The 25318-nt window shown below is 66.9% G+C and carries 19 protein-coding genes and 3 pseudogenes; 8 read left to right on the plus strand and 14 right to left on the minus strand.

Going from position 1 to position 25318, the window contains the following annotated elements:
* Nucleotides 1–190: 190 nt before the first annotated feature.
* Nucleotides 191–1144 carry a carbohydrate kinase family protein gene (locus tag OG574_RS50065; RefSeq protein ID WP_326779036.1) on the minus strand — a complete coding sequence of 318 codons (954 nt, stop codon included), beginning with the start codon at nucleotides 1142–1144 and terminating at the stop codon, nucleotides 191–193.
* Between the two features lie 288 nt (nucleotides 1145–1432).
* Between OG574_RS50065 and OG574_RS50070 the strand changes: the two genes are divergently transcribed.
* The 4 genes from OG574_RS50070 (at nucleotide 1433) to OG574_RS50085 (ending at nucleotide 5481) form a co-directional block, all read left to right on the plus strand.
* Complete coding sequence (locus OG574_RS50070) at nucleotides 1433–2455, plus strand: sugar ABC transporter substrate-binding protein (RefSeq protein WP_326779461.1); 1023 nt, start codon at nucleotides 1433–1435, stop codon at nucleotides 2453–2455.
* A 101-nt stretch (nucleotides 2456–2556) separates the two neighbouring features.
* Nucleotides 2557–3552, plus strand: a complete 996-nt coding sequence (locus OG574_RS50075; protein ID WP_326779037.1) for an ABC transporter permease — start codon at nucleotides 2557–2559, stop codon at nucleotides 3550–3552.
* Nucleotides 3549–4385, plus strand: coding sequence for an ATP-binding cassette domain-containing protein (locus OG574_RS50080; RefSeq protein ID WP_326779038.1), 837 nt, complete (start codon nucleotides 3549–3551; stop codon nucleotides 4383–4385). The genes OG574_RS50075 and OG574_RS50080 overlap by 4 nt, the downstream gene beginning before the upstream one ends.
* 76 nt (nucleotides 4386–4461) lie before the next feature.
* Nucleotides 4462–5481 (plus strand): LacI family DNA-binding transcriptional regulator, encoded by a 1020-nt coding sequence (locus OG574_RS50085; RefSeq protein ID WP_326779039.1) that lies wholly within the window; start codon nucleotides 4462–4464, stop codon nucleotides 5479–5481.
* 40 nt (nucleotides 5482–5521) lie between these two features.
* Here the strand turns inward: OG574_RS50085 and OG574_RS50090 are convergent.
* The 8 genes and pseudogenes from OG574_RS50090 to OG574_RS50125 form a co-directional block, all read right to left on the minus strand.
* A pseudogene (locus tag OG574_RS50090) lies at nucleotides 5522–6226 on the minus strand (RNA-guided endonuclease InsQ/TnpB family protein); the annotation flags it as partial.
* Nucleotides 6227–6890: 664 nt separating this feature from the next.
* A complete protein-coding gene (locus OG574_RS50095; protein WP_326779040.1) occupies nucleotides 6891–8423 on the minus strand; it encodes a glycoside hydrolase family 32 protein in 1533 nt (510 codons plus the stop codon).
* Nucleotides 8420–9463, minus strand: coding sequence for an ATP-binding cassette domain-containing protein (locus OG574_RS50100; protein WP_326779041.1), 1044 nt, complete (start codon nucleotides 9461–9463; stop codon nucleotides 8420–8422). Before OG574_RS50100 ends, OG574_RS50095 begins: the two co-directional genes overlap by 4 nt.
* Nucleotides 9460–10413, minus strand: a complete 954-nt coding sequence (locus OG574_RS50105; RefSeq protein WP_326779042.1) for an ABC transporter ATP-binding protein — start codon at nucleotides 10411–10413, stop codon at nucleotides 9460–9462. Before OG574_RS50105 ends, OG574_RS50100 begins: the two co-directional genes overlap by 4 nt.
* Before the next feature lie 3 nt (nucleotides 10414–10416).
* Nucleotides 10417–11337: an ABC transporter permease gene (locus OG574_RS50110; protein ID WP_326779043.1), complete on the minus strand. Its 921-nt coding sequence runs from the start codon at nucleotides 11335–11337 to the stop codon at nucleotides 10417–10419.
* A gap of 13 nt (nucleotides 11338–11350) precedes the next feature.
* Nucleotides 11351–12328, minus strand: a complete 978-nt coding sequence (locus tag OG574_RS50115) for an ABC transporter permease (RefSeq protein WP_326779044.1) — start codon at nucleotides 12326–12328, stop codon at nucleotides 11351–11353.
* Between the two features lie 94 nt (nucleotides 12329–12422).
* Nucleotides 12423–14105: an ABC transporter substrate-binding protein gene (locus tag OG574_RS50120; RefSeq protein ID WP_326779045.1), complete on the minus strand. Its 1683-nt coding sequence runs from the start codon at nucleotides 14103–14105 to the stop codon at nucleotides 12423–12425.
* A gap of 74 nt (nucleotides 14106–14179) precedes the next feature.
* Nucleotides 14180–15172 carry a LacI family DNA-binding transcriptional regulator gene (locus OG574_RS50125; RefSeq protein ID WP_326779462.1) on the minus strand — a complete coding sequence of 331 codons (993 nt, stop codon included), beginning with the start codon at nucleotides 15170–15172 and terminating at the stop codon, nucleotides 14180–14182.
* Nucleotides 15173–15449: 277 nt separating this feature from the next.
* Here OG574_RS50125 and OG574_RS50130 point away from each other — a divergent pair.
* A pseudogene (locus tag OG574_RS50130) lies at nucleotides 15450–16201 on the plus strand (PfkB family carbohydrate kinase); the annotation flags it as partial.
* A 69-nt stretch (nucleotides 16202–16270) separates the two neighbouring features.
* Nucleotides 16271–16522, plus strand: a complete 252-nt coding sequence (locus OG574_RS50135) for an integrase core domain-containing protein (protein ID WP_398380580.1) — start codon at nucleotides 16271–16273, stop codon at nucleotides 16520–16522.
* A 135-nt stretch (nucleotides 16523–16657) separates the two neighbouring features.
* Here OG574_RS50135 and OG574_RS50140 read toward each other — a convergent pair.
* Nucleotides 16658–17978: pseudogene (locus OG574_RS50140) on the minus strand (RNA-guided endonuclease InsQ/TnpB family protein).
* 26 nt (nucleotides 17979–18004) lie between these two features.
* On the opposite strand from OG574_RS50140, the gene tnpA reads away from it, so the two are divergent.
* Nucleotides 18005–18436: an IS200/IS605 family transposase gene (tnpA, locus tag OG574_RS50145; protein ID WP_266558385.1), complete on the plus strand. Its 432-nt coding sequence runs from the start codon at nucleotides 18005–18007 to the stop codon at nucleotides 18434–18436.
* A gap of 517 nt (nucleotides 18437–18953) precedes the next feature.
* On the opposite strand, the gene OG574_RS50150 is transcribed toward tnpA, so the two are convergent.
* The 4 genes from OG574_RS50150 to OG574_RS50165 form a co-directional block, all read right to left on the minus strand.
* Nucleotides 18954–20591 carry a GH39 family glycosyl hydrolase gene (locus tag OG574_RS50150; protein WP_326779046.1) on the minus strand — a complete coding sequence of 546 codons (1638 nt, stop codon included), beginning with the start codon at nucleotides 20589–20591 and terminating at the stop codon, nucleotides 18954–18956.
* A gap of 145 nt (nucleotides 20592–20736) precedes the next feature.
* Complete coding sequence (locus tag OG574_RS50155; RefSeq protein ID WP_326779047.1) at nucleotides 20737–21690, minus strand: carbohydrate ABC transporter permease; 954 nt, start codon at nucleotides 21688–21690, stop codon at nucleotides 20737–20739.
* Nucleotides 21674–22621, minus strand: a complete 948-nt coding sequence (locus OG574_RS50160) for a carbohydrate ABC transporter permease (protein WP_326779048.1) — start codon at nucleotides 22619–22621, stop codon at nucleotides 21674–21676. Before OG574_RS50160 ends, OG574_RS50155 begins: the two co-directional genes overlap by 17 nt.
* A 70-nt stretch (nucleotides 22622–22691) precedes the next feature.
* A complete protein-coding gene (locus OG574_RS50165; RefSeq protein WP_326779049.1) occupies nucleotides 22692–23990 on the minus strand; it encodes an ABC transporter substrate-binding protein in 1299 nt (432 codons plus the stop codon).
* Between the two features lie 178 nt (nucleotides 23991–24168).
* On the opposite strand from OG574_RS50165, the gene OG574_RS50170 reads away from it, so the two are divergent.
* Nucleotides 24169–25206 (plus strand): LacI family DNA-binding transcriptional regulator, encoded by a 1038-nt coding sequence (locus tag OG574_RS50170; RefSeq protein WP_326779050.1) that lies wholly within the window; start codon nucleotides 24169–24171, stop codon nucleotides 25204–25206.
* Nucleotides 25207–25318 lie beyond the last annotated feature (112 nt).

Below are 25318 nucleotides of genomic sequence, written 5' to 3' on the forward strand. Positions count from 1 at the left end.
GCCTGGCGCGGACTGATCGGAAGGGGCTCCTCGCCCGGGCCGTCGTCCACGGCGCGGGAAGGAGAGAATGTCATCGATGACTTGTGTCATCGATGACATCGTGGCGAGCTGATGATGAGCGCAATCCGGTCACCGCGTCAACGGCTCTGGCGCAACGTCCCGTTGAACGACAAACCGCCCGTCAGGCGCGCTACCGCGTGGCGAGCTGCTCCACCTGACTCCGCCACGGCGGGTTCGGGCCGGGAACCGAGCAGGTCAGAGCCGCGACACGGGTGGCGAACCGACAGGCGTCCGCCACGTCGTCGAGACGGAGCTTCGACAACCGGCCGCCGAGGAGTCCGACGGAGGCGAGGTGGTGCAGCAGCCCGGCAGTGAAGGAGTCCCCCGCGCCGACCGTGTCGGCGACGACCGCCGGCACGGCGGGCACCCGGAATCGTTCGCCGTCGAGCGAGGCCAGGACGCCGCCCGCGCCGCGCGTGATCACCACGAGCCGTGCGCCGGCCGCGTGCCAGATGTCGCACGCCTTCTCGGGCGAGGCGTCGGGCAGCAGGAGCTCCAAGTCGTCCTCGCTCAGGCGCAGCACGTCGGCAAGGTCGCACCAGTGCGCCAATCGGGCGCGGTAGACCTCGGGCCGCACCAGCAATGGCCGGACGTTGGGGTCGATGCTGATCGTCGTGTCGGGGGCGGCGGTCGCCAGGAACTCCTCCACGGCCGCCGCGCCAGGCTGCCGCACCAGAGCCAGGGAGCCGGTGTGCACGCAGGCGGTCCCGGACAGGTCCACCCGCGCCAACTCCCTTGCCGTCCACTGCCAGTCGGCAGTGTTCTGCGCGTGGAAGGAGTACGCGGCCTGCCCCTGGGCGTCCAGTTCCGCTATGGCCAGCGTGCTGGGCTCGCCGGCCTCGACGGCGTACGTCAGATCCACGCCAGACGCGTCCAGGTGATCCCGGAACAGCCGGCCGAACACATCGCCGGACAGACGCGCCAGGAGTCGGGCCGAGGTGCCGAGCCGGGCCAGCGCCACCGCCGTGTTCGCGGGTCCGCCGCCTGGCTGCACGCGCAGCACGAGCTCGTTCGCGGCCTGCGCCGGCTCGGTGAAGGCGTCGGCGACGCACTCTCCCAGGACGGTGATCTGACGTGGAGTCATGGGCTGCTCTTCTCTCGGAACGTACGGGCAAGGAAGGCACATCACGGCGCAGCCGTCGCTCGGCTCCGCGGGCTCGACGATCACGAGCAGGGGGTCGACGACCGATGAGCGTTGCCGATTTGTGACGGGCGGAAGGCATTGACGTTGCCGGGATCGGGAGTCCATCATCCTCGCCAGGCAGTGTCAACGATGACATAAGTCAACGATGACACTTCGGGCAGCCGCACCGTGAACCCGGCCCGTGCCGTTCGCCATCCCACAGGAGTCGCCATGTCTCGCAGCACGCATATGTCTCGCACCACGGGTATGTCCCGATCCGTTCTCGGAGCCGTCGCCGTCACCGCAGTCGCCGCCCTCACGCTGACGGCCTGCGGATCCGGCTCCGGGTCCGCTTCCGCCGGTGACGGTTCAGGCAAGGTCAAGGTCGGCCTGATCACCAAGACCGACACCAACCCGTTCTTCGTGAAGATGAAGGAGGGCGCGGAGAAGTCCGCGAAGGAGCACGGCGCCCAACTCCTCACCGCTGCGGGCAAGTTCGACGGCGACAACGCCGGACAGGTCACGGCCATCGAGAACATGGTCGCCTCCGGCGTGAAGGGCATTCTGCTGACCCCGAGCGACTCCAAGGCCATCGTCCCGGCGATCGAGAAGGCCCGCGCCAAGGGCGTCCTGGTCATCGCCCTGGACACCCCGACCGATCCGCAGAGCGCTGCCGACGCCCTCTTCGCCACCGACAACCTCCACGCCGGCGAGCTGATCGGCGAATACGCCAAGTCCGCCATGAAGGGCAAGACCCCGAAGATAGCCACCCTCGACCTCGCCCCCGGTGTCTCGGTCGGCGTCCAGCGGCACAATGGCTTCCTCAAGGGCTTCGGCATCGGCGCCAAGGACAAGTCGATCGTCTGCTCCCAGGACACGGGTGGCGACCAGGCCAAGGGCCAGACCGCCATGGAGAACTGCCTCCAGAAGGACCCCGGCATCAACCTCGTCTACACCATCAACGAGCCCGCCGCCCTGGGCGCCTACACCGCGCTCAAGGCCAAGGGCCGGGAGAAGGACGTCCTGATCGTCTCCGTCGACGGCGGCTGCACCGGGACCCGGGCGGTCAAGGACGGCAAGATCGCCGCCACCTCTCAGCAGTACCCGCTGAAGATGGCCGCCGAGGGTGTCGACGCCGTCGTCAAGTACGCCAAGGACGGCAAGAAGGCATCCGGTTACACCGACACCGGCGTCACCCTGATCACCGACAAGACGCAGACCGGCGTCCCGTCCAAGGACACCGGGTTCGGCCTGAAGAACTGCTGGGGCTAGGGCCTGACCGGCGATCAGGCCGCATCACGCGCCCGCCGCCCCTCCCCGTCCGCCGGCACGGACGGACACGAACAACTTCTGTCTTCCGACAAGGACTGCGCATGACAGCCACCACCACGCCGTACGCCGAGCTCAAGGCGCCGACCACAGTCCGCAGACTGCTCACGGCACCGACCACCGGCCCTCTGGTCGCCCTCCTCCTGGCCTGCGTCTTCTTCTCCGTATCGACCGACCAGTTCCTCACGGGCGGCAACTTCTCACTGATCGTGCAGCAGGTCATGGTCGTGGGCACCCTCGCCATCGGCCAGACCCTGATCATCCTCACGGCGGGCATCGACCTGTCGTGCGGTGCGGTGATGGCGTTCGGCAGCATCGTGATCGCCAAGATGGCTGCCGAAGGTGCGCTGCCCCCGCTCGTCGCCGTCGCGCTCGGCCTGGCCGTCTGCGCGGGATTCGGGCTGCTCAACGGGCTGTTGGTGCAGAAGATCCCGCTGCCGCCGTTCATCGTCACCCTCGGCATGCTCAATGTGGCCTTCGCCCTGACGCACATCTACTCCGAGGAACAGACGATCACCAACCTGCCCGGGCCGCTGACGGCTCTCGGGCGGACGTTCCCGCTCGGCCACACTGACATCACGTACGGCTCCCTGGTCACCATCGCCCTGTTCCTCCTCCTCGCCTACACGCTGAGCAGCACCGGTTGGGGCCGGCATGTCTACGCGCTCGGCAACAGCCAGGAAGCGGCGCGTCTGAACGGGATCCGCACCTCCCGCCTGACCATCGGCATCTATGCCGTCGCGGGCCTCATGTACGGCATCGCCGCCCTGCTGCTCGTCTCCCGCACCGGAGTCGGCGACCCACAGGCCGGCCAGACGGACAACCTCGACAGCATCACCGCCGTGGTCCTCGGCGGCACCAGCCTCTTCGGCGGCCGGGGATCAGTCTTGGGCACCTTCATCGGCGTCCTGATCGTCGGCGTCTTCCGCAACGGGCTCCAGCTGATGGGCGTCGCCTCCATCTACCAGACGCTGATCACCGGAGTCCTGGTGATCCTCGCCGTGACCGTCGACCAGATCTCCCGGAAGAGGGCCCGATGACCGCCTCCAGCACCCCCACTCCCGTCCTGCAGGCCCGCGGTCTGGTCAAGCGATACGGCCACGTCACCGCCATCGACGGCGCCGACTTCGACCTGCTGCCCGGCGAGGTCCTCGCGGTCATCGGCGACAACGGAGCCGGCAAGACCAGCCTGATCAAGGCCCTCACCGGTGCGGTGGTGCCCGACGAGGGCGAGATACGCCTCAACGGCGAACCGATCCAGTTCTCCGGCCCCCAGAGCGCTCGCGCCCACGGCATCGAGACGGTCTATCAGGACCTCGCCGTGGCCGCCTCCATGGACATCGCCTCGAACATGTTCCTCGGCCGCGAACTGCGCCGCCCCGGCGTCCTCGGCAGCGTCTTGCGCATGCTGGACAAGAAGCGTATGCGCCAGGAGGCCGCCGAGCACATGGCCGACCTCAAGATCGGTCTGCGCTCGCTCACCCAGGCCGTCGAAACCCTCTCGGGCGGGCAGCGCCAGGCCGTCGCGGTCGCGCGTTCCGTCGCCTGGGCGCGCTCCGTCGTCGTCATGGACGAACCCACCGCGGCCCTCGGCGTCAAGGAGTCCGGTCAGGTCCTCGACCTGATCCGCCGGGTCCGCGACAAAGGCATGCCCGTGGTCCTGATCAGCCACAACATGCCGCACGTATTCGAGATAGCCGACCGGATCCACGTCCACCGCCTCGGCCGGCGCGCCGCGGTGATCAAACCGTCCGACTACACCATGGCCGAGGTCGTCGCCATCATGACCGGGGCCCTCACACTCGACGCCGCCGGGGATACTGTCGTAGCGGATTCCAAGGCTGCGAAGGCCGCAGGGGTCCGCGCCAACTGACCGCACAACTAAAAGCACTCACAGGTTCCGGCCGGGCCCTCGGCCGGAACCGACGAGCAAGGGGGCCATCTCCTCCATGGCAGCGAACCGCCGCCCGACCCTGGCTGACGTCGCCCGGGAAGTGGGCGTCAGTGCCAAGACCGTCTCTCGTGTCCTCAACGAGGACGGCCCCGCCTCGGCGCAGACCAGGGAGCAGGTGCTCGCCGCCGTCACCAAACTCGGCTTCCAGCCGAACCTGATGGCCCGCAACATCCGTGTCGGTGGCCCCGACACCACGGTCGGCCTGGTCATCCCCGATCTCGCCAACCCGTTCTTCGGAGCCGTCGCGAGGAGCATCGAGGACACCGTCCGGGACCGCGGTCTGACGCTTCTCATGGGTTCCTCCGCGGACGACCCCGACCGCGAGCGCGCGCTGACGGACAAGTTCCTCGCCCGCCGCGTCAGCATCCTGATGGTCGTGCCGTCCGTCGGCGCCGGCCACGCCCATCTGAAGACCCACCGTGCCACGGGTCTGCCGATCGTCTTCATCGACCGTCCGGGGTCGGGCCTGGCCACGGACAGCGTCGTCAGCTCCAACCGCACGGGCGCCCACGACGGCGTCACCCACCTCGTCACCCACGGCCACCGGCGCATCGGCTTCGTCGGAGACCTCCCCGCCAAGCTCTACACGCGCAGGGAACGTCTGGCGGGCTACCGCTCGGCCCTCCAAGAAGCCGACATCCCGTACGACCGCTCACTCATCGCCAACGCCCACGATCAGCAAGGCGCCGAAGCGGCGGCCGCCCATCTCCTCGACCTGGTCGATCCCCCGACGGCCTTGTTCGCCGGCAACAACATCATGGCGCTGGGCATCGTCGCCGAACTCGCCCGCAGCAAACGCAAGCACGTCGCGGTCGTCGCATTCGACGACGTCTCACTGGCCGACGTACTCGAACCGGCCCTGACCGTCGTCGCCCAGGACCCCGAGGAAATCGGCAGAGCAGCGGCGACGACGGCCCTGTCTCGCCTTGACGGCGACCGCTCCCGTGCCCGCACCGTCACCGTTCCCACCCGCTTGATCGTCCGCGGATCCGGCGAGCAGCCCGTGTCGGCGTAGACCTGAACGTGACTCCTCCTCATGATGAGGGGGCTTCTCGCTATGCCTGGTTGGCGTTGCGACGGACCAGCCCGGCCCGTAGAACGTTGATCGCGCCCACCGTGTCCGCGTGCGCGGAGTGGCCGCACAAGACGCAGTGGAACTTCTCCTGTGTGGGCCGGTTCTCCTTCGCGGTGTGCCCGCATTCTGGGCACTGGCGGGAGGTGTTGCGGGGGTCCACGGCGATCACTTCCCGACCGGCGCTTTCAGCCTTGCTGGTGAGGATCGTGAGGAACACCTCCCAACCGGCTTCTTGGATCGAGCGGTTGAGTCCGCTCTTCGCGGCGGCCCCGTTGGGCAGGAAACTACCCGGCGTCTCGGGATCCGGCTTGGGTGCGACCGTTTTGCTCATGTTGCGGATCTTGAGGTCTTCGTGCGCGATGAAGTCGTGGTGGCGGACCAGGTCAAGGGCGGTCTTGTGTGCGTGGTCGAGACGCTGTCGGCGGACCTTGCGGTGCAGGGTGGCGACACGTTCAACGGCCCGCTGGTGATTCTTGGTGCGCTTGTCGCGGCGGACGCGGCCGAACCGGGCGAGGTCCTGTTGTGCCGTTTCGAGGTTCGCGGCGGCCTTCCGGCCGTGACGCGGGTTGGGTACGAACTCGCCGCCCGAGCCGGTAAGGAAGTTGGCTATGCCCATGTCGATGCCGACCGTGCTGCCCGTTGTGGGCAGCGGTTCGGGCTGTGCCTGTTCAGCGGTGAGAACGACGAGCACCGACGCCAACACCACAGAGCTGAAGTGCCACGCCGTTTCTCGCGACATCCCCTCAGCGCAGCGGCACCCCTGCCTGCCCCACGTGCACGAGCCGCAGCGCAGCAAGCCCGGCGAGAGATCTGGCAAGGCAGACACCACACCCCCCACTGAACATTGGGGTGCAGCCCGCCGAACAGGGCCGCGGCACCGCTTGAGCCAGGCGTTGGGCGCGGTGGAGGATGCCGGCCTGCGTGTTCTGTGCCCTGCCCGCGAACGCCACGTTGCCGCGTACGCGATCAAGAACTCTACTGGGCGGCAGTACACGGAGCGCAAGCAGGAACCGACGCCCAGCCTGCCCACCATGCAGCCGGCCAACGCCAAAAATCGGCACAGTGGAGCTCGACGGCGAGGACGTCGGCCCGGGAGACGAGCAAGCCAACCACCGTGATATCCGTCGGGGTTGGTTGCCCGACGCCTCCACTGAACGTTCCACCGGATGCCGGCTCTGCGGCAACTCGGACATGGTGCCCACTACATGGCGCACGAGGCGGGCGAAACCCCTGCCGAGGCTCGCGCTCATACAAGGGCGGGACACGCTCATGGCAGCTCCTGATGAGAACAGGAGGGGGCCACGGCCCGGGGGGACGTCCACCCCGGGTCATGGTCGTGTGTAAGACGGTCACGGCCACAGCGGCCGGGGTTCGTCGGTCAAGGCCGACGCCATCTGCCAGGCGTCGAACCGCTCCAGGGCCACATCGCCGTCGGCACCGATACCGACGCCTACGGCCTCGTCCGGGCGGGTGGGGTAGATGCGGGCGGTGAGGGGCCGGCCGTTGGCGAAGATCTCCAGTGCGGAGTGGTCGACGAGGACGCGCAGTTCGACCCGGCCCTCGGGGTCCAACGACAGGTCGCCGTACCGGGGTTCGGTGTCGACCGTCGGGTCGAGGCTGCTGGTCTCGCGGTGCAGACGGAGGGTGCCACCCGTTCCGTCGTGCGACCGGCTCACCTCCACGACCGTGCGTTCCGCGCCGTCCGGTGTCTCGCGGAGCACGAGCCGGGCGGTCGCTCCGGGGGCGAGACGCAGCGTCGTCTCGATGTCGAGCTGGTCCCCGCGCACGGCGGGCAGCGGGGTGTACGGGTCGGCCAGCCGGCCCGGAGCCACCTCTACGCGCGCCCGCCGCAGCTCGGTCAGCTCCGGTACCGGGGTCTGGTGCAGGCCGCCGTCCGTGGCGAGCGTGACGACCCTTGGCAGGGACATCACACCGCACCAGCCAGCCTGCGCGTTCGCCTCGTCCGTCCGGCCTTCCTGGAGCCAGCCGAACATGATGCGGCGGCCGTGCTCGTCGCGGGTGGACTGGGGGGCGTAGAAGTAGCGGCCGCCGTAGTCGAGGCGCTGGAGGGCGGTCGGGGTGAAGGTGTCACCCTGGTAGCGGCCGGTCCAGCACAGGGGGTGGTGGGTGGTGCCCTCGTCCCAGGCGGAGAAGACCAGAACGTCGGTGCTGCCGGCCTCCTTGTCCTCGCCGAGCCGGAAGAGGTCGACGCACTCCCACATCGTGCCGGTCCAGTCGAGCTCGTCCCGGTTCTGCGAGGCGTCACCCGTCAGCAGCGGGCCGACGTACCGCCAGCTGCGCAGGTCGTCGGATTCGTACAGGAAGGCCGTTCCGCCGACGCCCCGGATGCCCGAGCCCACCAGCTGGCGCCACACCTGGCCCTCCCGCCAGACGCAGTGGTCGCGGAAGGCCGTGATGTCGATGCCCTCCGGCGGGGCGGCGATGACCGGGTTGGCCGGGTCCTTGGTCCAGTACCTCAGATCCGCCGATCCCTTAGCCACGCACGGGAGTTCACGCTCGCCGTGCCTGCCCGAGTAGACGAGCGTGGGCACTCCCCCGTCGTCCACCAGGACACCGGACCAACAGCCGTCGCGGTCCGGGCCGTCCGAGCCTGGCACCAGGGCGACTGGCTCATCGGCCCAGTGCACGAGGTCGATACTGGTGGCGTGGCCCCAGTGGATGCGGTGGTGGGCGGCGGCGAACGGGTTGTACTGGTAGAAGAGGTGGTAGACGCCGTTCCAGTGGCTCAGCCCGTTGGGGTCGTTGAGCCAGCCGCCGGGCGAGGTGAAGTGGAAGCGGGGGCGGTGGGGGTCGCGCAGGGCGCGATGGGCCAGCCCCTCGGCGGTGTGGCTGCCGGAGGGGAGGGTGAGGTCATGGGTCATGCGGCGGTGGTCTCCGCTTTCTCGGTGTCGTCGGTGGCCTCGCGGTCCGGCCGGTCGGTGGCCTTGAGGACGCGGCGGGCGCTGTCGGAGGCGGGTGCGCGCAGGTGGCAGCGCACCCAGTGGGGTTGTCCGTCGTTCTCGCCGACGATGTGGCGGACGGGTTCGGTGCGGCTGCACGTGCCGTCGTCGCCGTAGGGGCAGGACGTGGGGTTGAGGATCGCCTCGCGGAGCCTGGCGCGCTCGACGGGGTCGTAGCTGCCGGCCCGTTCGGGGTCGGGTACGGCGGACAGCAGTAGGCGGGTGTAGGGGTGGGCGGGGGCGTCCATGACGGCCAGTGCGTCGCCGCCCTCGACGAGTTCGCCGGCGAACATGACCATCGTGGTGTCCGCGAGGTAGCGGGCGGAGCCCAGGTCGTGGGTGATGTAGAGCATGGCGATGTTCCGCTCGTCTCGCAGGCGCCGCATCAGGTTGAGCACGCCGACGCGTACGGAGACGTCCAGCATCGATGTCGGTTCGTCGGCCAGGATGAGGCGCGGCTCCACTGCCAGCGCGCGGGCGATGGAGACGCGCTGACGCTGGCCGCCGGAGAGTTCGTGCGGGTAGGACTGGAGCATGTCCTCGGTCAGGCCGACCGTTGCCATCAGCTCGCGCAGCGCCTCGGGGGTGGCCTGATGGCCGTGCAGGACGAGAGCCCGGGTGAGGAAGTGCTCGATGCGGTGGACAGGGTTGAGTGAGCCGAAGGGGTCCTGGAACACCATCTGGACCTTGCGGCGGTACGCCCGTGACGCCCGGCGCCGCTCGGTGCGCAGGATGTCCTCGCCGTCGAGCAGCACCTGTCCGGCGGAGGGCTGTTCGAGGCGGGCGAGACAGCGGGCGATGGTGGACTTGCCGCTGCCGGACTCGCCGACCAGGGCGGTGATCCGACCAGCCGGCAGGTCGAAGGACACGTCGTTGACGGCACGGACACGGCGCCGGGAGAAGACGGTACCGACCTGGAATTCCTTGGTCAGACCGCGTACGGACAGCAAGGGTTCGGTCATCGGGGGGCTCCTTCCGGGCTGCGGGCCACCCAGCGGCCGGGCGCGACCTCACGCAGGTCGGGGATGTTCGTGGAGCAGTCCGAGCGGTCCTCGGGACAGCGGACGTGGAAGCCGCAGCTGTCGGCGGTGCGCGGGGCGTCGAAGAGGCCGGTGAGCTCTTGGCGCGGGCCGGTCAGCGGTGGGAAGGCGTCCATCAGCGCCTCGGTGTAGGGGTGGAGCGGATGGGCGAACAGGTCCTTGGCGCCGGCGAGTTCGACGATCCGTCCGCCGTACATCACGCCCATGCGGTCCGACAGCTCGACCATCAGGGACATGTCGTGGGTGATGAAGAGGATGGAGAAGCCCAGCTCCCGCTGGAGGTCGCGGATCTGCGCCATGATGTCCTGCTGCACGACCACGTCGAGCGCGGTGGTCGGCTCGTCCATGATCAGCAGCCGGGGGCGCAGTGCGACTGCCATGGCGATGACGACGCGCTGGCGCATGCCGCCGGAGAGCTGGTGCGGGTACGCCTTCAGCCGCCCCGGGTCGATGCCCACCATCTGAAGCAGCTCGCCGGCCCGCTCCCGCGCGGCCCGCTTCTTCAGCTTCTCGTGGGTGGTGAAGATGTCGACGATCTGCTCGCCGATGGTCAGGACGGGGTTGAGCGAGTTCATCGCCGACTGGAAGACCATGGCGATCTCCCGCCACCGGAAGGCGCGCAGCTCGCGTGCGTCCAGGGCGAGGACGTTGCGGCCCTGGAAGCGGATGCTGCCCGCGGTGATTTCCGCAGGGGGCTTCAGCAGTCGCATCACCGCGTTGGCGATGGTCGACTTGCCGCAGCCGGATTCTCCGGCGAGGCCGAAGATCTCTCCGGCGCCGATGGAGAAGGAGACGTCGTCGGCACCCACGACGGTGCGTCCGTCGCCGCGGTATTCGACGCGCAGGCCGTTCACCTCAAGTACGGGTTCCATGGCTCAGCCCCTCCTTTCACGCCGGGCACGGCGGCTGCGCAGCCTGGGGTTGGTGATTTCGTCGACCGCGTAGTTGACCAGCGCGAGCGCGAAGGCGACGAGCGCGATGCACAGTCCGGAGGGGATGAAGGCCCACCATGTGCCGGTCATCAGCGCGCCGTCGTTGCTGGCCCAGTACAGGTTGGTGCCCCAGCTGACGACGCTGCTGTCGCCGAGGCCGAGGAACTCCAGGCCGGCCTGGGCACCGATGCCGAAGATCACGCAGCCGAGCAGCGTGGTCATCACCACGGACGCCATGTTGGGCAGGATCTCGCGGAACATGATCCGCAGCGGGCGTTCCCCGGTGACGACGGCCGCGGCCACGAAGTCCTTGCCCCGGATCGACTTGGCCTGCGCGCGCAGGACCCGGGCCGAGCCCGCCCAGCCGGTGACGACGAGGACCAGGATGACGGTCGAGGTCCCGGGCGGCAGGAACGCGGCCAGGATGATGAGCAGCGGGAGGCCGGGCAGCAGCAGGAAGATGTTGGTGACCAGGGTCAGCGCGTCGTCCACGATACGGCCGAAGTACGCGGCCGCGAGGCCGACGAGGATGGCGACGCCGGTCGCCACAAGGCCCACGGTGAAGCCGACGAAGAGGGAGCTGCGCGCGCCCCACAGGGTGAGGGCGAGCACATCCTGTCCCTTGACTGTCGTACCCAGCCAGTGTGCGGCCGAGGGTGCCTGGCTGCCCGAGGAGTTGATGAGTGACGGGTCGCCCGGTGCCAGGACGGGTGCGAGCAGGGCGAGCAGCGCGAAGAGAGCGAGCAGGATCAGCCCGGCCAGCGCCTTCTTGCTGTCGATGAGCTGGCGCAGGAGTCCACGCCGGCGGGACGTGCGTGCGGGGATGGTCGGCGTGGTGGCCGTCGCGATTTCGATGGCGGTCATGTCGGCAACCTCCTCAGCGGACGCGGACGCGCGGGTCGAGGCGGACGTAGACGAGGTCGACGAGGAAGTTCGCGAGCAGCACCGCGGCCGTGATCGTCAGGAAGATGCCCTGCATCAGCGGGTAGTCCAGGCCCTGGACGGCCATCAGCAACTGGTAGCCGATGCCGGGGTAGGCGAATACGACCTCGGTGAGCAGCGCGCCGCCGACGACGAAGCCGAGCGCCATGCCGAAGTTGGTAACGGAAGGCAGCAGCGCGTTGCGGGCGGCGTAGCGGAACATGATCCGCGAGGGGCTGAGCCCCTTGGCCTCGGCCATCATGATGTAGTCCTCGGCCGTCGTGGCGATCATGGTGTTGCGCATGCCGAGCATCCAGCCGCCGATGGAGACCAGCACGATAGTCAGCGCCGGCAGCACCAGGTGGGTGGCGACATTCGAGAGGAACTCGCCGTTGAAGCCGGGAATCAGACCGACGTCGTAGGCGTGCCGCATGGGGAACCAGCCGAGACTCACCCCGAACAGGTACAGCGCGCCCATTGCCAGCCAGAAGTACGGAAACGAGCCGACGAAGATCAGCAGGGGCGGGAAGGCGGAGTCGAGGACGCCGCCGCGCCGCCAGGCGGCGACGATGCCGAGCAGGTTGCCGAGCACGGCCGCGATGACGAGCGCGACGCCACCGAGGAGCAGGGTCCAGCCAATTTGCGAGCCGATCACGTCGGAGACCGGGGTGGGGAAGCGGGTGATGGAGATGCCGAGGTCGCCGGTGAAGACGCTCTTGACGTAGGAGACGTACTGCTCCCAGAGGGGGCGGTCGTCGAGGCCGAAGAGTTTCCGCAGCTGGGCTATCTGGTCGGGCTGCATGGTGCCCTGGGCCTGCGCGAACATCCGAGAGACCGGGTCGCCCGGCATGAAGCGCGGGAGAACGAAGTTCAGGGTGACGGAGGCCCAGAAGGCGAGCAGATAGAACCCCAGATTGCGCAGGATCAGACGCACGGGTTGCGCTCCCTGTCAGTGGGGGGTGAACGTGTGGCTCGGTGCGCGGGGGCGGCCGTCCGTGAGGAGGACGGCCGCCGGTCCGCGGGCGGCGTCAGCCCTTGACGGGCTTCAGCGAGGTGAGCACGAGGATCGTGCTGCCGTTGCGGTTGCCGAGGGTGGCGTACGGGTTCTTCTCGGTGGGCCAGCCGGTGAAGCGGGCGTCCGTGTACGCGCCCCACTCGGGGCCGGTGAACAGCGGGACGACGGGCGCGTCCTTGTTGTACAGCTTCTGCAGGCCGTTCATCTGCTTGCGCTGGGCGCTCTCGCTCGTGGCGGCGGCGAAAGCGTCGATGAGCTTGTCGGCCTTCTTGTCGCCGAAGCGGTGGTAGTTCTCCGTGGCCTGCTTGCGGACCGGCTGCACCATCTTGGTCGACATCACGCTGCGGAAGTACTCGTACGGGGTGGCGCCGTTGTTGCTCCACACGATGCCGGTGTCGAACGTGCCGGTGTTGTACGAGGACTGGACGGCCGACCAGTCGGGCGTCTTCACGGTGGCGGTGATGCCGACCTTCGCGAGGTTCTGCTTGATGATGTTGGCGACCGAGATCCAGTCGGAGGAGGCGGAGCCGACGGAGATGTCGAGCGTGAAGGCCTTGCCGTTCTTCAGCTTGCGCTTGCCGCCGCTCTCCTTGTAGCCGGCCGCGTCGAGGGCCTTGGCCGCCGCGTCGGTGTCGTACTTCGTCCAGGCGCAGGACGCGGCGAGATCCTTGTCGCGCCACTTGTCGTAGGTGCGGGCCAGGCCCGTGCACTCGGCGGGTTCGGCGTAGCCGTTCATCGCGACCTTGGTGATCTGGTCGCGGTCGACGGCCATGCTGAGCGCCTTGCGCACGGCCGGGTCGTTGAAGGGGGCCTTGGTGGTGTTCAGCTGCCAGTTGATCATGGCGCCGGTGGCCGGGAACCAGTAGTGGTTGTGCTTCTTGTCCTTGGCGACGAAGGACTTCTCGATGTCCGGGATGAACGACTGCGTCCAGTCCACCTCGCCGTTGGTGAAGGCGATGTTGGCGCTGTCGTTGCCGGAGAAGGCGAGCATCTGGATGCCGGCGATCTGCTGCTTCGCGGGCTGCCAGTACTTGGGGTTCTTGCGCAGCTCGTACGACTGGCTCTGGAACTTCTCGATCTTGGTGTATGGGCCGGTGCCGACCGGGTTCGGGTTGGTGAACTTCGCCGGGTCCTTCACCTTGGACCAGATGTGCTTCGGCAGGATGTAGTGGCCGCTGATCTCGTAGAAGGCGGGCGAGAAGGGCTTGTTGAGGGAGAACTTCACCGTGTGGGCGTCGACCGCGGTGACCTTGTCGAGGTAGTCGAAGCCGCCCAGCACCTTCTTCTGGAGCTCGAAGGTGTAGACGACGTCGTCGGCCGTGAGCGGCTGGCCGTCCGACCACTTGACGCCGTCGCGCAGCGTGAAGGTGAGGGACTTGCCGTCCTTGGCCTGCTCCCACTTGGTGGCCAGCCACGGCGTGTCCTTGGCATCCGCCATGCTGTGCACCGCCAGCGGCTCGTAGACCGCCTGGAGGGTCATGGGGGCGGCCTGCGGGGAGAGCGGGTTGAAGTTGCGCGTGAACGTCGCCAGATCCTCGCGCGGGATGTTGAGCAGCTGGTTGCCGGAGGTGTCACCGGCGCCGGCGGCGCCCGAGCCACCCGCGCAGGCGGACAGGACCAGGGCCGCGGCGGCGGTCGCGGTGACCGCTCTCAGGACGGCTCGGGGCCGCCGTGAAGGTATGCGGGAGGGTGCCATAATGGAGACTCTTTTCCTCTCTTCAACACACAGGGCGAAGACGGGATGGGATTCCTCGGCGGACTGATTAGCGGTCAGACCGACGAGCGTTCGAGCAGCGGGCAGTCGATCGTCACCTGATGGGCGTCGAGCGGCTGGCCCGCTGCGAGAGCGGCGAGCATGTCGATGCCCTTGGTGCCCATGGCCTCGAAGGGCAGGGCGAGCGTCGTCAGTTTCGGCCGCAGATAGGCGGCGATGAGTTCCTGATTGTCGAACCCCACCACGGCCACGTCGTGCGGGATGCGCAGCCCACGTTCCTTGATCGCGTCGTACGCGCCCATCGCCATCCGGTCGTTTCCGCAGAACAGCGCGGTCGGCCGGTCGCCGGCCGGGCGGTCCAGCAGTTCGCAGGCGGCGGTATAGGCGCTGTCGGCGGTCGCCCAGCCGGGGACGACGAGGGAGGGGTCGGGGGTGATCCCGGCCTCGCGCAGGGCACGTTCGTATCCATCGCGCCTGCCGATGGCGGCCGGGATCGCCGGGTCGAGGTTGATGAACCCGATGCGGGTGTGACCGGCGTCCAGGAGCCGGCGGGTCGCCTTGTATCCGCCCGACACCTCGTCGGGCAGGATGCATGGCAGCTCGCCTTCCGCGTCGTAGCAGTTGACGAGCACCGTCGGGACCTCCCGGGCGGCTTTGGGGAGCGTGACGGCCCGGTGCCAGGTCGTGGCGTACAGCAGCCCTTCCACCCGGTGCTCCAGCATCTGGTCGAGCGCGGCAGCCTCCTGGGCGGGGTCGCCCTCGCTCGCGGCGATCAGCAGGAACCTCCGGTCACCCCAGGCGCGGCTCTGTGCGCCCGTGATCACCTCGCCCGCGAACGGGCCGGTCACGATCTCGGTGATCAGCCCGAACCACCCGCTGCGGTTCGCGGCCAGCGCCCGCGCCCCGGCGTTCGGCCGGTAGCCGAGCTCGTCGATCGCCTCCAGGATCCGCCGACGGGTCTCCTCGGGGATGGCGGCACCGGGCTTGTCGTTGAGGACGAAGGAGACCGTGGTCCGCGAGACACCCGCGTGGCGGGCCACATCACTCATGGTCACGCGATGCGTCCTGTTCGTGGCCACTTCCAGTCCCTTTCGGCCAGCCGGAGGCGAGACAACGCCTCCGGTTTCGCGCTTTAATAACGCGCGTTACTTCCTTGTGGCAGGGAAGTTACGTCCGCCTTGAGCGGCATGTCAATACCTGTGCAAGGGCTGCATCAGGCCACCAGCCCGGCGCCGTTCCCCGGTACGGACGCGGGACGACCCGCCCCGGCCGGAGCCACTTGAAGGCGGCAGCCCGCACCCTTCTTGAGAGAGGCAGACAGCGACCATGGCCCGACCCGAGTTCCCCAGCAGCGTCACCGTCCTCGGTGAGTGCGTCGCCGACGCCTTCACCGACCCCGGCCAGTCCGGCCCCAGCGAACTCACGCTGCGCGCCCTGCCCGGCGGCGGACCCGCCAACACCGCCGTCGCGCTCGCCCGGCTCGGCACCCCCACCCGATTCCTCGGACACTTCTCCCACGACGTCTTCGGCACCCTCTTCCGCGCCCGCCTCAGCGCTCCCGGCGTCGACCTGACCAGAAGCGTGACCGCCGCCGCCCAGCCGAGCACCCTCGCCGTCGCCGACCTCGACGAGTCCGGCCAGGCCACGTACACCTTCTACGCAGACAACGCGGCCGACTGCAGTGGACCGACGAAGAACTCGCCGCCACCCAGCAGGACGAGGCGGCCTGCCTGCACACCGGCTCCCTGGCACTCATACGTCAATCAGGCGGCAGCCGCATCGAGGACCACCTCGCCAGGGCGCGCGAGCACGTCACCGTGTCCATCGACCCCAACGTCCGGCCCCTGCTCGTACCGCCCTCCGTCTACCGCGAACGGCTCCCGCGCTGGTGTGCCCTCGCCGACATCCTTCGCCTCAGCGAGGACGACCTCGCGCTGCTCTTGCTCGGCGTCAGTCCCGAGGAGGCGTGCGACACCTGGCACGCCGCCGGCGCGCGCCTCATCGTTATCACCTTGGGCGGGCGGGGCGCCCTCGCCTCCCTCGACGGTCTCCGCGCCGCCGTCCCGGCACCGGCCGTGGACGAATCTGAGGAGTACAACTCTGAGGCGTTCAGGCAGCTTTGTGGCAGATGGGGCGTGGTGCAGTCGATGGGGCGTGTCGGGTCCGCCCTGGACAACGCCGCCGCGGAGTCGTTCCACTCGACCCTCAAGGTCGAGTACGTCCACCGGCACCGCGTCGCCACCCGCGCCGAGGCGAGACTGAAGTCCGCTACCTGGATCGCGGACTTCTACAACACCAAACGACGCCACAGCGCGGCCGGCGGGCGGCCACCCGTCGAGGTCGAACGGGTCATCCAACAAGCGCGAGCTCGGACCGATCAACAAGACCGGGCCGCGTAACCAACGTCTCTACGAAACCAGGGGATTGACGTGTGCCCAGGTCTTGCGACGTGAGCGGGCTCGGGGTGCGCGTAGCGCGCGACCGGTGCTTGAAGTGCTCTCCTCCCTTCGCAAGCTCAGGAAGGAGATTCCTGCCTACCTTGCGGCAGCGGGCTTGACGCCACGGGTGCGCCTGACGACTGCCCTCCCGGCAGCCGGGATCGTCACGAGGCCGATCCGGTACAGGTGCAAGACGTTCCGGGCCGCGTTCCAGTCGGCATTCGCCGACCATCCGCAGTCCGGGTTCTTGCATACGAACGTGGCCTGGTCTTCCCGGCTGCCGGGCGTGATGAAACCGCACGCGGAGCAGCGCAGGGAGGTGTTCGGGGCGGGAACCTTGACCAGGGTGCCGCCGTTGCGGGCAGTTTTGTACGTCAGCATCGTCACGGTGCGACCCCACGCCTCCTGGCTGATGGAACGGTTCAGACCGGACTTCTGCGCGACGTTCCTCCCCGGGTTCTCGATGGTTTCCCTTGGCGGACTTGACCATGTTCGTGATCTGCAACTGCTCCACCACGACCGTGCCGTACTGCTTGGCGATGGCGGTGGTGGTCTTGTGCTGCCAGTCAGTGGCTCGGCGCGTGGCTCTTGCGCGGAGCTGCTTGATCTGGTCGTAGGTGGCGTGCAGCCGGTTGGAGCTGCGCTCTTTCGGCTTGCGGAAGCTCTTGCGGTGCGCGGCCCGCTGTTCCAGGCGAAGCAGTCTGGCCTTCTCATCCGGGTTCAGCCACTTGTCCCGGTCGGCGGTGCCGTCCGGGAGTCGGGGCGGCCGGTCGTGGTCCTGGTGGCTGCCGTCGGACAGCGCAAGGGGCAGGTTCACCCCGGCGTCGATACCGACCTCGGGACCCTGGTGGGGCTCCGGCTTGGGCTCAAGGGTCTGGATACGGAAGGCGATGTGCCAGCCGAGTCCGTCTTTGACCAGCCGTGCCCCGGTGATCCGGTTCTCCTTGTTGGCGTGCTTGCCGACGGGGAGGTCCTTGGTCCAGCGGAAGCGGACGCGGCCCACCTTGGGGATGTTGACCAGGCCCCACCGTCGGTGTACTCGCTTGATCTGCAAGTCCCGGCCCTGCGGGATGTCCACCGACAATGCCGTGCGGAAGCGGGCCTTGAAGTTCGGCTCGTCCGCACGCCCGTCCCAGCAGTTCCGCCACGCCTGGAAATACGTCTTGAGTACCGCCTGCGCGGCCTGCGCGGGCAGCACCGCGTACCAGTCGATCTCCTTGCGGGCCTGCCGCAACGCCTGATCCATGCGCGTCAGAGCGCGCTGACACTTCGGCGTCATCCGCCACAGGTCGTGGAGCTGATTCCACATCGCGCGTGCCGCGTGCGCCTGGTCATCCATGAGCCGGACCTGTGCAGGCGTCAGCGCCAGCCGGGCGCGATGCCCCAACTGCCGCTTCTCCCACACGAGTTCGCCCATGACAATCACCCTACTACAGTTGGCTTATGTCACCACGATGGAACCCGAATCCTGACGTACGCACCGGCCGTCACGTCGTCTATAACCTTCACGTCCACTTGGTATTCGTCACCAAGTATCGGCGTAAGGCATTCACCGACGCCATGCTGACGCGCACCGAGGAGATCATGCGCGACGTCTGCACCGACTTCGAGGCCGAACTCAAGCAGTTCAACGGCGAGCAGGACCATGTGCATCTGCTCGTGCACTACCCGCCCAAGGTCCAGCTCTCCAAACTGGTCAACTCCCTCAAGGGCGTCAGCTCCCGCAGGCTTCGCCAGGAATACGACAGCCACGTCCGCCGCTACCTGTGGGGCGGACACTTCTGGTCCGGCTCCTACTTCGCCGGATCCTGCGGCGGCGCACCGCTGACCGTCGTCAAGCAGTACATCGAAAACCAGCAGCGCCCCACCGGCTGAGGACAACACTGCGGACCCGTGCGAACCGCGCGGGTCAGAGCAGCCCTGAGATGGCCTTCACCCCCGCCGTAAACGACGGAGCACTGGCCAAGATCAAAGGTAGATAGGCAGCGCAGTCCCACGGCCTGGCCTGCGACGCGGCATGACGTCAGGCCCGCTTGGACCGCTGTCCCGCCGAGATGTACAGGCCTCCTCGATCGGAACCCCCACCCACGGTCGCCCGGGACGCCGGCTGCAAGGTCGCCGTGGGCTCACTCCGATGTCCCGGGCGACCTCGGTCGCCGTCTTCAAATGCCGCCAATCACGCAGCGGCCGAGGTGCTCGACGAACGACCCGCAAAACCGCGGGTCGACTTCAGCGACACCGAACCCGGGACCAACGACGAGGCGGGCGTGGGGGATGCGGTTTCCTTTCAAGGATGAGGTGCTTGGGAAGGCAACTGCGTGACGTGACACCGCGAGGCCGTATATGCGGCGGCTTCGCGGTGTTCGCAGGGAAACCCGACGGCGGGCGCTCCTCACGCCGCCTGCCTCACCGACATCACCGCCCACGGCGAGAGGTCGACATTGATCTCGAGCACGCCATGGTCGGGCACAGTCAGCGTGAAAGTGCGGAGTGAGTCAGCGACAGCTCTCAAGTAATTGCTGTCCGCCCGGGACAAATTGACGGGGGATCCGAGCTGGTGCCAAGCTTCGGCGACGTTCCCGTGCTCCCAGTCCATGATCTCGACGAGGAACGTGGCCCCCGGCTTGAGTCCACTGATCGAGTGGCGGATCCTTCGGTTCGGCCCCATCCCGGCCAGCGCACGCGTCGCTGGATACGAGTTCGCCGAGCCGACAGCCCTCATGGCCATCTCATCGGGGTAGTTGAAGAACAGCGCTGACACAGCCGATGTCTGGCTGTCCCGGGTCACGACGCCGTCGGACGTCGCGAGGAGTAGCCGGTCACCCAGCCGTTGCAGCATCGTGAACGCGTGAAAAGTGGGTTTGTGAATGCCGGCCTCGTTCACAAGGCCGAACCCGCCGTGAAACGGCCCCAGCCCGGCGCCCCCCTCCTCGAACACGTCCGTGAAGGCCCAATAGGCGATCGAGTCGGCGAGGGTGGCGCATTTCAGGTACGTGCGGGTGATGAACGTGGCCGCGAACAGTGTGTCATGGATGAAATCGCGGGCAGATGGCGAGGTCGACCACTCCGTGATATGGATCTCCGCGTTCGGATAGGCGCTGTTCGCCACCAGATTACGGAGAAGGACCAGGTCGTCGAGTGTCGCGTCGACGTATCGGGCGATGTGGACTCCCTGACCGTCGGCGCCGTACGCGAAGTCGGTCGGGTACAGGTGAGTCGAGATGAAGTCGACTGGGAGTTTGCGCTTCGCGCACCAGTCGATGAAGTCTTCGATCCACACCGGGCGCCAGTCGAGCGCGTCCACGTCGGACGCGCTGGCCGTCTCGTACATCGCAGAGCGGTCCTCGACTTCGCCCTTGTAGCGGTCGTCGGGCACGAAGACGCTCGTTGAGGGCCCGCCCACCTTCAATTCGGGATCGATCTTCTTGATCGCCGTCACAGTGTGTTCGTAAAGTTCGAAGTATTCCGTCTTCGTTCCCGTCCAAAAATGCGGAACCAGGTTCGGTTCGTTCCACACCTCGAATCGCCATTCGCGCACCTCCGCGAGACCGTACCGATCGATCCAATGTTCGACCGAACGCGTCACCAGCTCAACCCAGCGCGCCACGTCCTTGGGCGGGCTGCAGTGAGCACCCCACCAAAACACTGTCTCGTGTGCCGTCGCCAACTCGCGTGGCATGAATCCCAGTTCAACGAAGGGACGGGCGCCGGATTCCAGGATAAAGTCGAACACCTTGTCGATGTAGCTGAAGGTGTACATCGGGGAGGGGAGGGGCGTGTTCGGGCCGAACCCGTGACCATAGCTCTCCCGGTACACGAACATGTCGTCGTGAAAGATGCCGTGGAAGCGGATGTAACGAAATCCGCAGGCATCGACAACCTCGCCGAACTGCTGTTGCCAGTCTGCGCGTAGTGCTTCATTCGCTCGTCCGGCGCCGACGCACTCCGCCCAGATATGCGGCAGCGCGCTCTCGTCGCGCAGTTCGCCGTCGACCCGGAACCGAGGTTCGCTCAGGGCATCGTTTGTCATGGTCTCATTTCTTCGCAGAGTCGTTTGTGGAAGAGGCCGACTTCGCCGCGGTGCCGGTGTCCGCGCCAGTCTGAACACCCGGTCGCGCGCGACCGGCTTGTCAATCCCGGTCCGAGGTCGACATGGGGCTGTTGAGGCGTCACCCCTAGCCCTTGACGGCGCCGAGCGACACGCCTGACTGCCAATACCGCTGCAGGCTGAGGAACGCGATGATCAGCGGCACGATTGTCAGCAGCGCGGCTGTGATCACGAGACTCTGGATGAGAGCGCCGTTCCCCGCGGTCGATCCCAACTTGTTCCATTGACTGAGTCCGATGGTCAGTGGATACCAGTTGGGATCCTTGAGCATGATCAACGGAAGGAAGTAGTTGTTCCAGATGGATACGAACGAGAAGAGCAGGACCGTCACGCTTGCCGGTGCAAGCATCGGCAGCGCAATCTGAATGAAGGTCCTGAACTCGCCGGCACCGTCGACCTTTGCGGCATCGAGCAGGTCGGTCGGCACGGCTTCGGCCGTGAACACCCACATCAGGTACAACCCGAAGGGGTTGATGAAACTCGGTATGAGAACGGCCCACGGGGTGTTGGTGAGGCCGAAATGCGCGAACAGCAAGAACTGGGGGATCGCCAGGGCGATGCCCGGCACCGCGATCGATCCCAGGATGACGAAAAGGAGCACGCGCTTCCCGCTGAAGTGGAGCTTCGCCAGGGCGTATCCGCCGAGGGCCGCCAGAAACGTTGACACGGCCGCGCCCACGACGACGTAGAGGACGGTGTTGAGCAGCCACCGGGTGAAGATCCCGTCCTGGAATCTGAACACCTCGACGATGTTGTCCCACAGGGCGAACTTGTGACCGGGCGCAAGCCCGAACGAGGATACGAAGTCGGCCTGTGACTTGGTTGCGTTGATGACCAGCCATACGAGCGGCAACAGGCAGTACAGGGCAGACAACCCTGTCATGGCAGTAAGCGTCACGCTCTTCTTGGGGTTCTCCACGGTGTAGAGGCGACGGCGCTTGCGGGAATGACGAATCGATGTGCCTGAGGTCGCGACGTAGGCTTCCCCGGATTCAGCGCGTGTGCTAGTGCTCGAAGGCATTCCTCAAACCCCTGATTTGGACGGCGTAGGCGACCGCGATCGTGATCGCAGCCATGACGAGCGCGAGGGCTGCCGCGTAGCCTTGCTGAGATCCGGTGAAGGCCAGGTTGTACGCGTACAGGTTGGGCGTGTAGTGGGTGGTGATGCCGCTGTTGGCCACCATCGATGGCAGGATCTGCGGCTCGTTGAAAATCTGGAAAGTGCCGATGATCGAGAAGATGATCGAGATGACCAGGGACCTTCGCAGTGCCGGTAGCTTGATTCTGCGGACCACTTGAAATTCGTTCGCCCCGTCGAGGGCCGCAGCCTCGTACAACTCACGCGGGACGGCCTTGAGCACGGCGTAAAAGATGAGCATGTTGAAGCCGGTGAACGCCCAGGTCACCATCATTCCGATGGAGATGAGCGTGGTACTGGGGTCGAAGGGGTTGAGATCCGTACCCAGAGCCTCATTGAGGCTGCCGAACAGGCCATATTTGACGCCCAACATGAATCCCCACATGAGAGCCGACACGACCGCCGGCACCGCATAGGGTAGGAAGATCGACACCCGCATAAACTTGGTGCCGTGCAGACGCCTGGAGTCCAGCGCCAGCGCCAGCGCCATGGCGACGATCAGCATGATCGGCACCTGGACGAGCGTGAACCAGAAGACCCTGCCCACACCATCCCAGAACTGCGCATCTTGGAACAGCCTGGTGTAGTTGGCGAGCCCGGTGAACGTATTGCCCCCGATGAGCTTTTGCTGGAAGAGGCTGAGATAGCCGGCGTAGACGATCGGCACGATGTACACGAGCATGAACAACAGCCCGAAAGGCGCGATGAACGCCAGTCCGATCTGTTTCCTACCGCGCTTTCCGCCCGGTGCCCGGTGCTGCGTTGTATCTGGCGACATCACAGCGGTGACGTCGAGATGGCCTGCGTGGCCCATTCCCGGTGTTCCTTTCGGTGCATTGCCTTGCCCGGGGCTCGCTTCCACACGCTGCCCTGGCGGGGAGCCGCTAGTCCACCTCGAAACCCTGCTCGTTGCCGTACTTGATCATGCGCTGCTTCCACTCTTCGAGGATTCCCGCGAGCGATCCCTTGCCTGTGGTGTAGAACTTCGAGACGAGGTCGCCGTACGTCGATCGGGCCCACTCGAAGAACGGCGGGTACTGCCAGCCGCTCGCGACGATCTTCGTGGATTGCGCCAGCACGGGGCCGACCTTCTGGTCACCGAAGTACTTGTTGGTCTTCCTCTGGGAGTCCGTGCTCGCCAACACCGAGGTGTTCGGCACGAAGGCGCCCGCGTCGACGCGGGAAGAGAGGCCGCCGCCGTGCGTGAAGTACTCGAGGAACTTGAACGCCGCGTTCTTGTGCGCGGCAGCGGCCGGGATACCGAAGCCGCTTCCGCCGTTCTCAGCCCCGACCTCGCCGCCCTGCTGCCACTGCGGCATCAACGCAACTCTGAAGTCACCGGCGGCCTTGGGCGCACGCTGGGGCAGTGACGAGGTCAGCCAGCCGCCCATGATCTGGGAGGCAAGGGTTCCGTCGTTGAGCGTGCGGTTCCAGTCGTCAGACCACGCCGTGACCTTGGTGTTGAGCAAGCCCTCGTCGAGCATCTTCTGCCAGAACGCCACGGCCTTGGTTGTGCCAGGCTCCGTAAAGTCGATGTGCACCTTGGTGCCGTTCACCTTGAACGGGCGGCCGCCTGCCTGCCAGATGAGCGAGAGCAGGAAGAAGAGGTCCCCGGTGTCCTGGGCGATGTAGTGGTCGCCACCGAGCGCGCGAACCTTCTTGGCGTCCTCGTAGTACTCGTCCCACGTGGCCGGAGGTTCCTTCACACCGGCCTTTTTGAGAGTGTCCTTGTTGTAGAACATGACCGACGGACCGTAGTCAGAAGGCAGCGCGTAGACCTTGCCATCGACTGTCACGTCATTCCACGCGGCCTTGGCGTAGTCCTTCTTGAGATTCTCGACGCCGAATTTCCCGAGATTGTCGAGCTTGCCAGGAATGGCAAAGTAGGGCACTGCGAAGTACTCGAACATCGCGAGGTCCGGCACGCCAGAACCGGCCTGGATTGCATTGTCGAGTGCCGTGTATTCGTCGTATGACGAGCCGGCGTTGACCACCTTGATCTTGATGCTCGGGTTCGCCGCCTCGAAACCAGGCACGGCCTTTGCGACGGTGTCGTCCCATGCCCAGACCGTGAGGTTCACCTGGTTGCCGCCGCCATCTGCCGGCCCACTTGAGCAAGCGCCCAGTACGAGCATCAGCGCGAGCGCCGCGGAAAAGAGCCTTGCTTTCTTGCGGAGCCTCATGAGCCGCCCTCCTCTTTGAGATGGCTCGAAACTTTTTCGCATTACTTTCGAAGACGCGTGGGACGGTAGTCGGCGCCCTCTGTTCACGTCAAGGACTTGAGCAGATAGACGTCGGGAGCGGCACATGTGTAACGTGCGCTTCGGGTTCGAAAAAGTTTCGGACACGAACGGAGTCACGATGAGTCGGCGATCTCATTCCGAACGAGCCACCCTCGCGGATGTCGCCCGGCTGGCCGGCGTCTCGCCGGCGACCGCCTCGAAAGTCCTCAACGGCCGCAGCGACGTGGGGGCGAACACGCGCGACCTTGTCCTTAGTGTCATCGCCGAGCTCGGTTACAAGCCGACGACGGCGCGACGGGATCTGCAGCGGGAGCGGACGCTCGTCACCGTGCTCGACATCGTCGAGTCTCCCTACGCCGGGACGGTGCTCCAGGGGATCCTCGTGGCCGCGAGCGCTGCACAAACCGAGCTCCTCCTGCGCCGGCCGCCCGAAGATTGGATCGGCACCAGCCGTACAGCGGCCCATGCCTGGATCGCGAAGCTGCTGGCGTCCGGAGTCGCCGGCATCATCGCCCTCGCCGTCGCCGTGCCCGACTCGGTGCTCCTCGTCGCGGAGGATGCAGAGCTGCCAGTGGTGACGATCGACCCGATCGACACCACCGACTCGCGCGTCGTCAGCATCGGTTCCACCAACTGGGCGGGTGGTCGCTCAGCGACCGAGCACCTCATCAGGCTTGGCCACCGCAGGATCGCCTGGATCGGCGGCCCGTTGAGTTCCACTCCCTCGGCAGAGCGCTTCCACGGGTACCAGGCCGCGCTGCACTCGGCGGGCATCACGCCGGACGGCGTGATGATCCGCCACGACGCGTTCTCCGTCGAAGCGGGACTTCAGCACGCCCATGAAATGCTGGCGCTCGACAAGCGGCCGACCGCGATCGTCGCGGGCAACGACGAAATCGCTGTCGGGGCGCTCGCTGCAGCTAATGAACTCCATATCACCGTCCCGGGGGATCTATCGATTACCGGGTTCGACGACACGCCGCAGGCACAATGGACAACCCCCCGGCTGACGTCCGTCGGGCAGCCGCTCGTCGGCATGGGCCGGATGGCCGTCGAGACTGCCCTCGGTATGGCGAACGGCGTCCAGCCCGCCTCCCGACACCTCCAGCTGGCGACCACCCTCAACGTACGTGACTCCACAGGCCCTGCCACATGACCTGATCTGCTCCACCTCGGATATCCACCGCATAGTGGTGACCAGGCAACCGAGCCATGTCCGTCCGGCGGTGTCGCGAGCATGCCGCGAACCATCCGCCCGTACGCCAGTG

It is taken from the genome of Streptomyces sp. NBC_01445, from assembly GCF_035918235.1.
GTDB lineage: Bacteria > Actinomycetota > Actinomycetes > Streptomycetales > Streptomycetaceae > Streptomyces.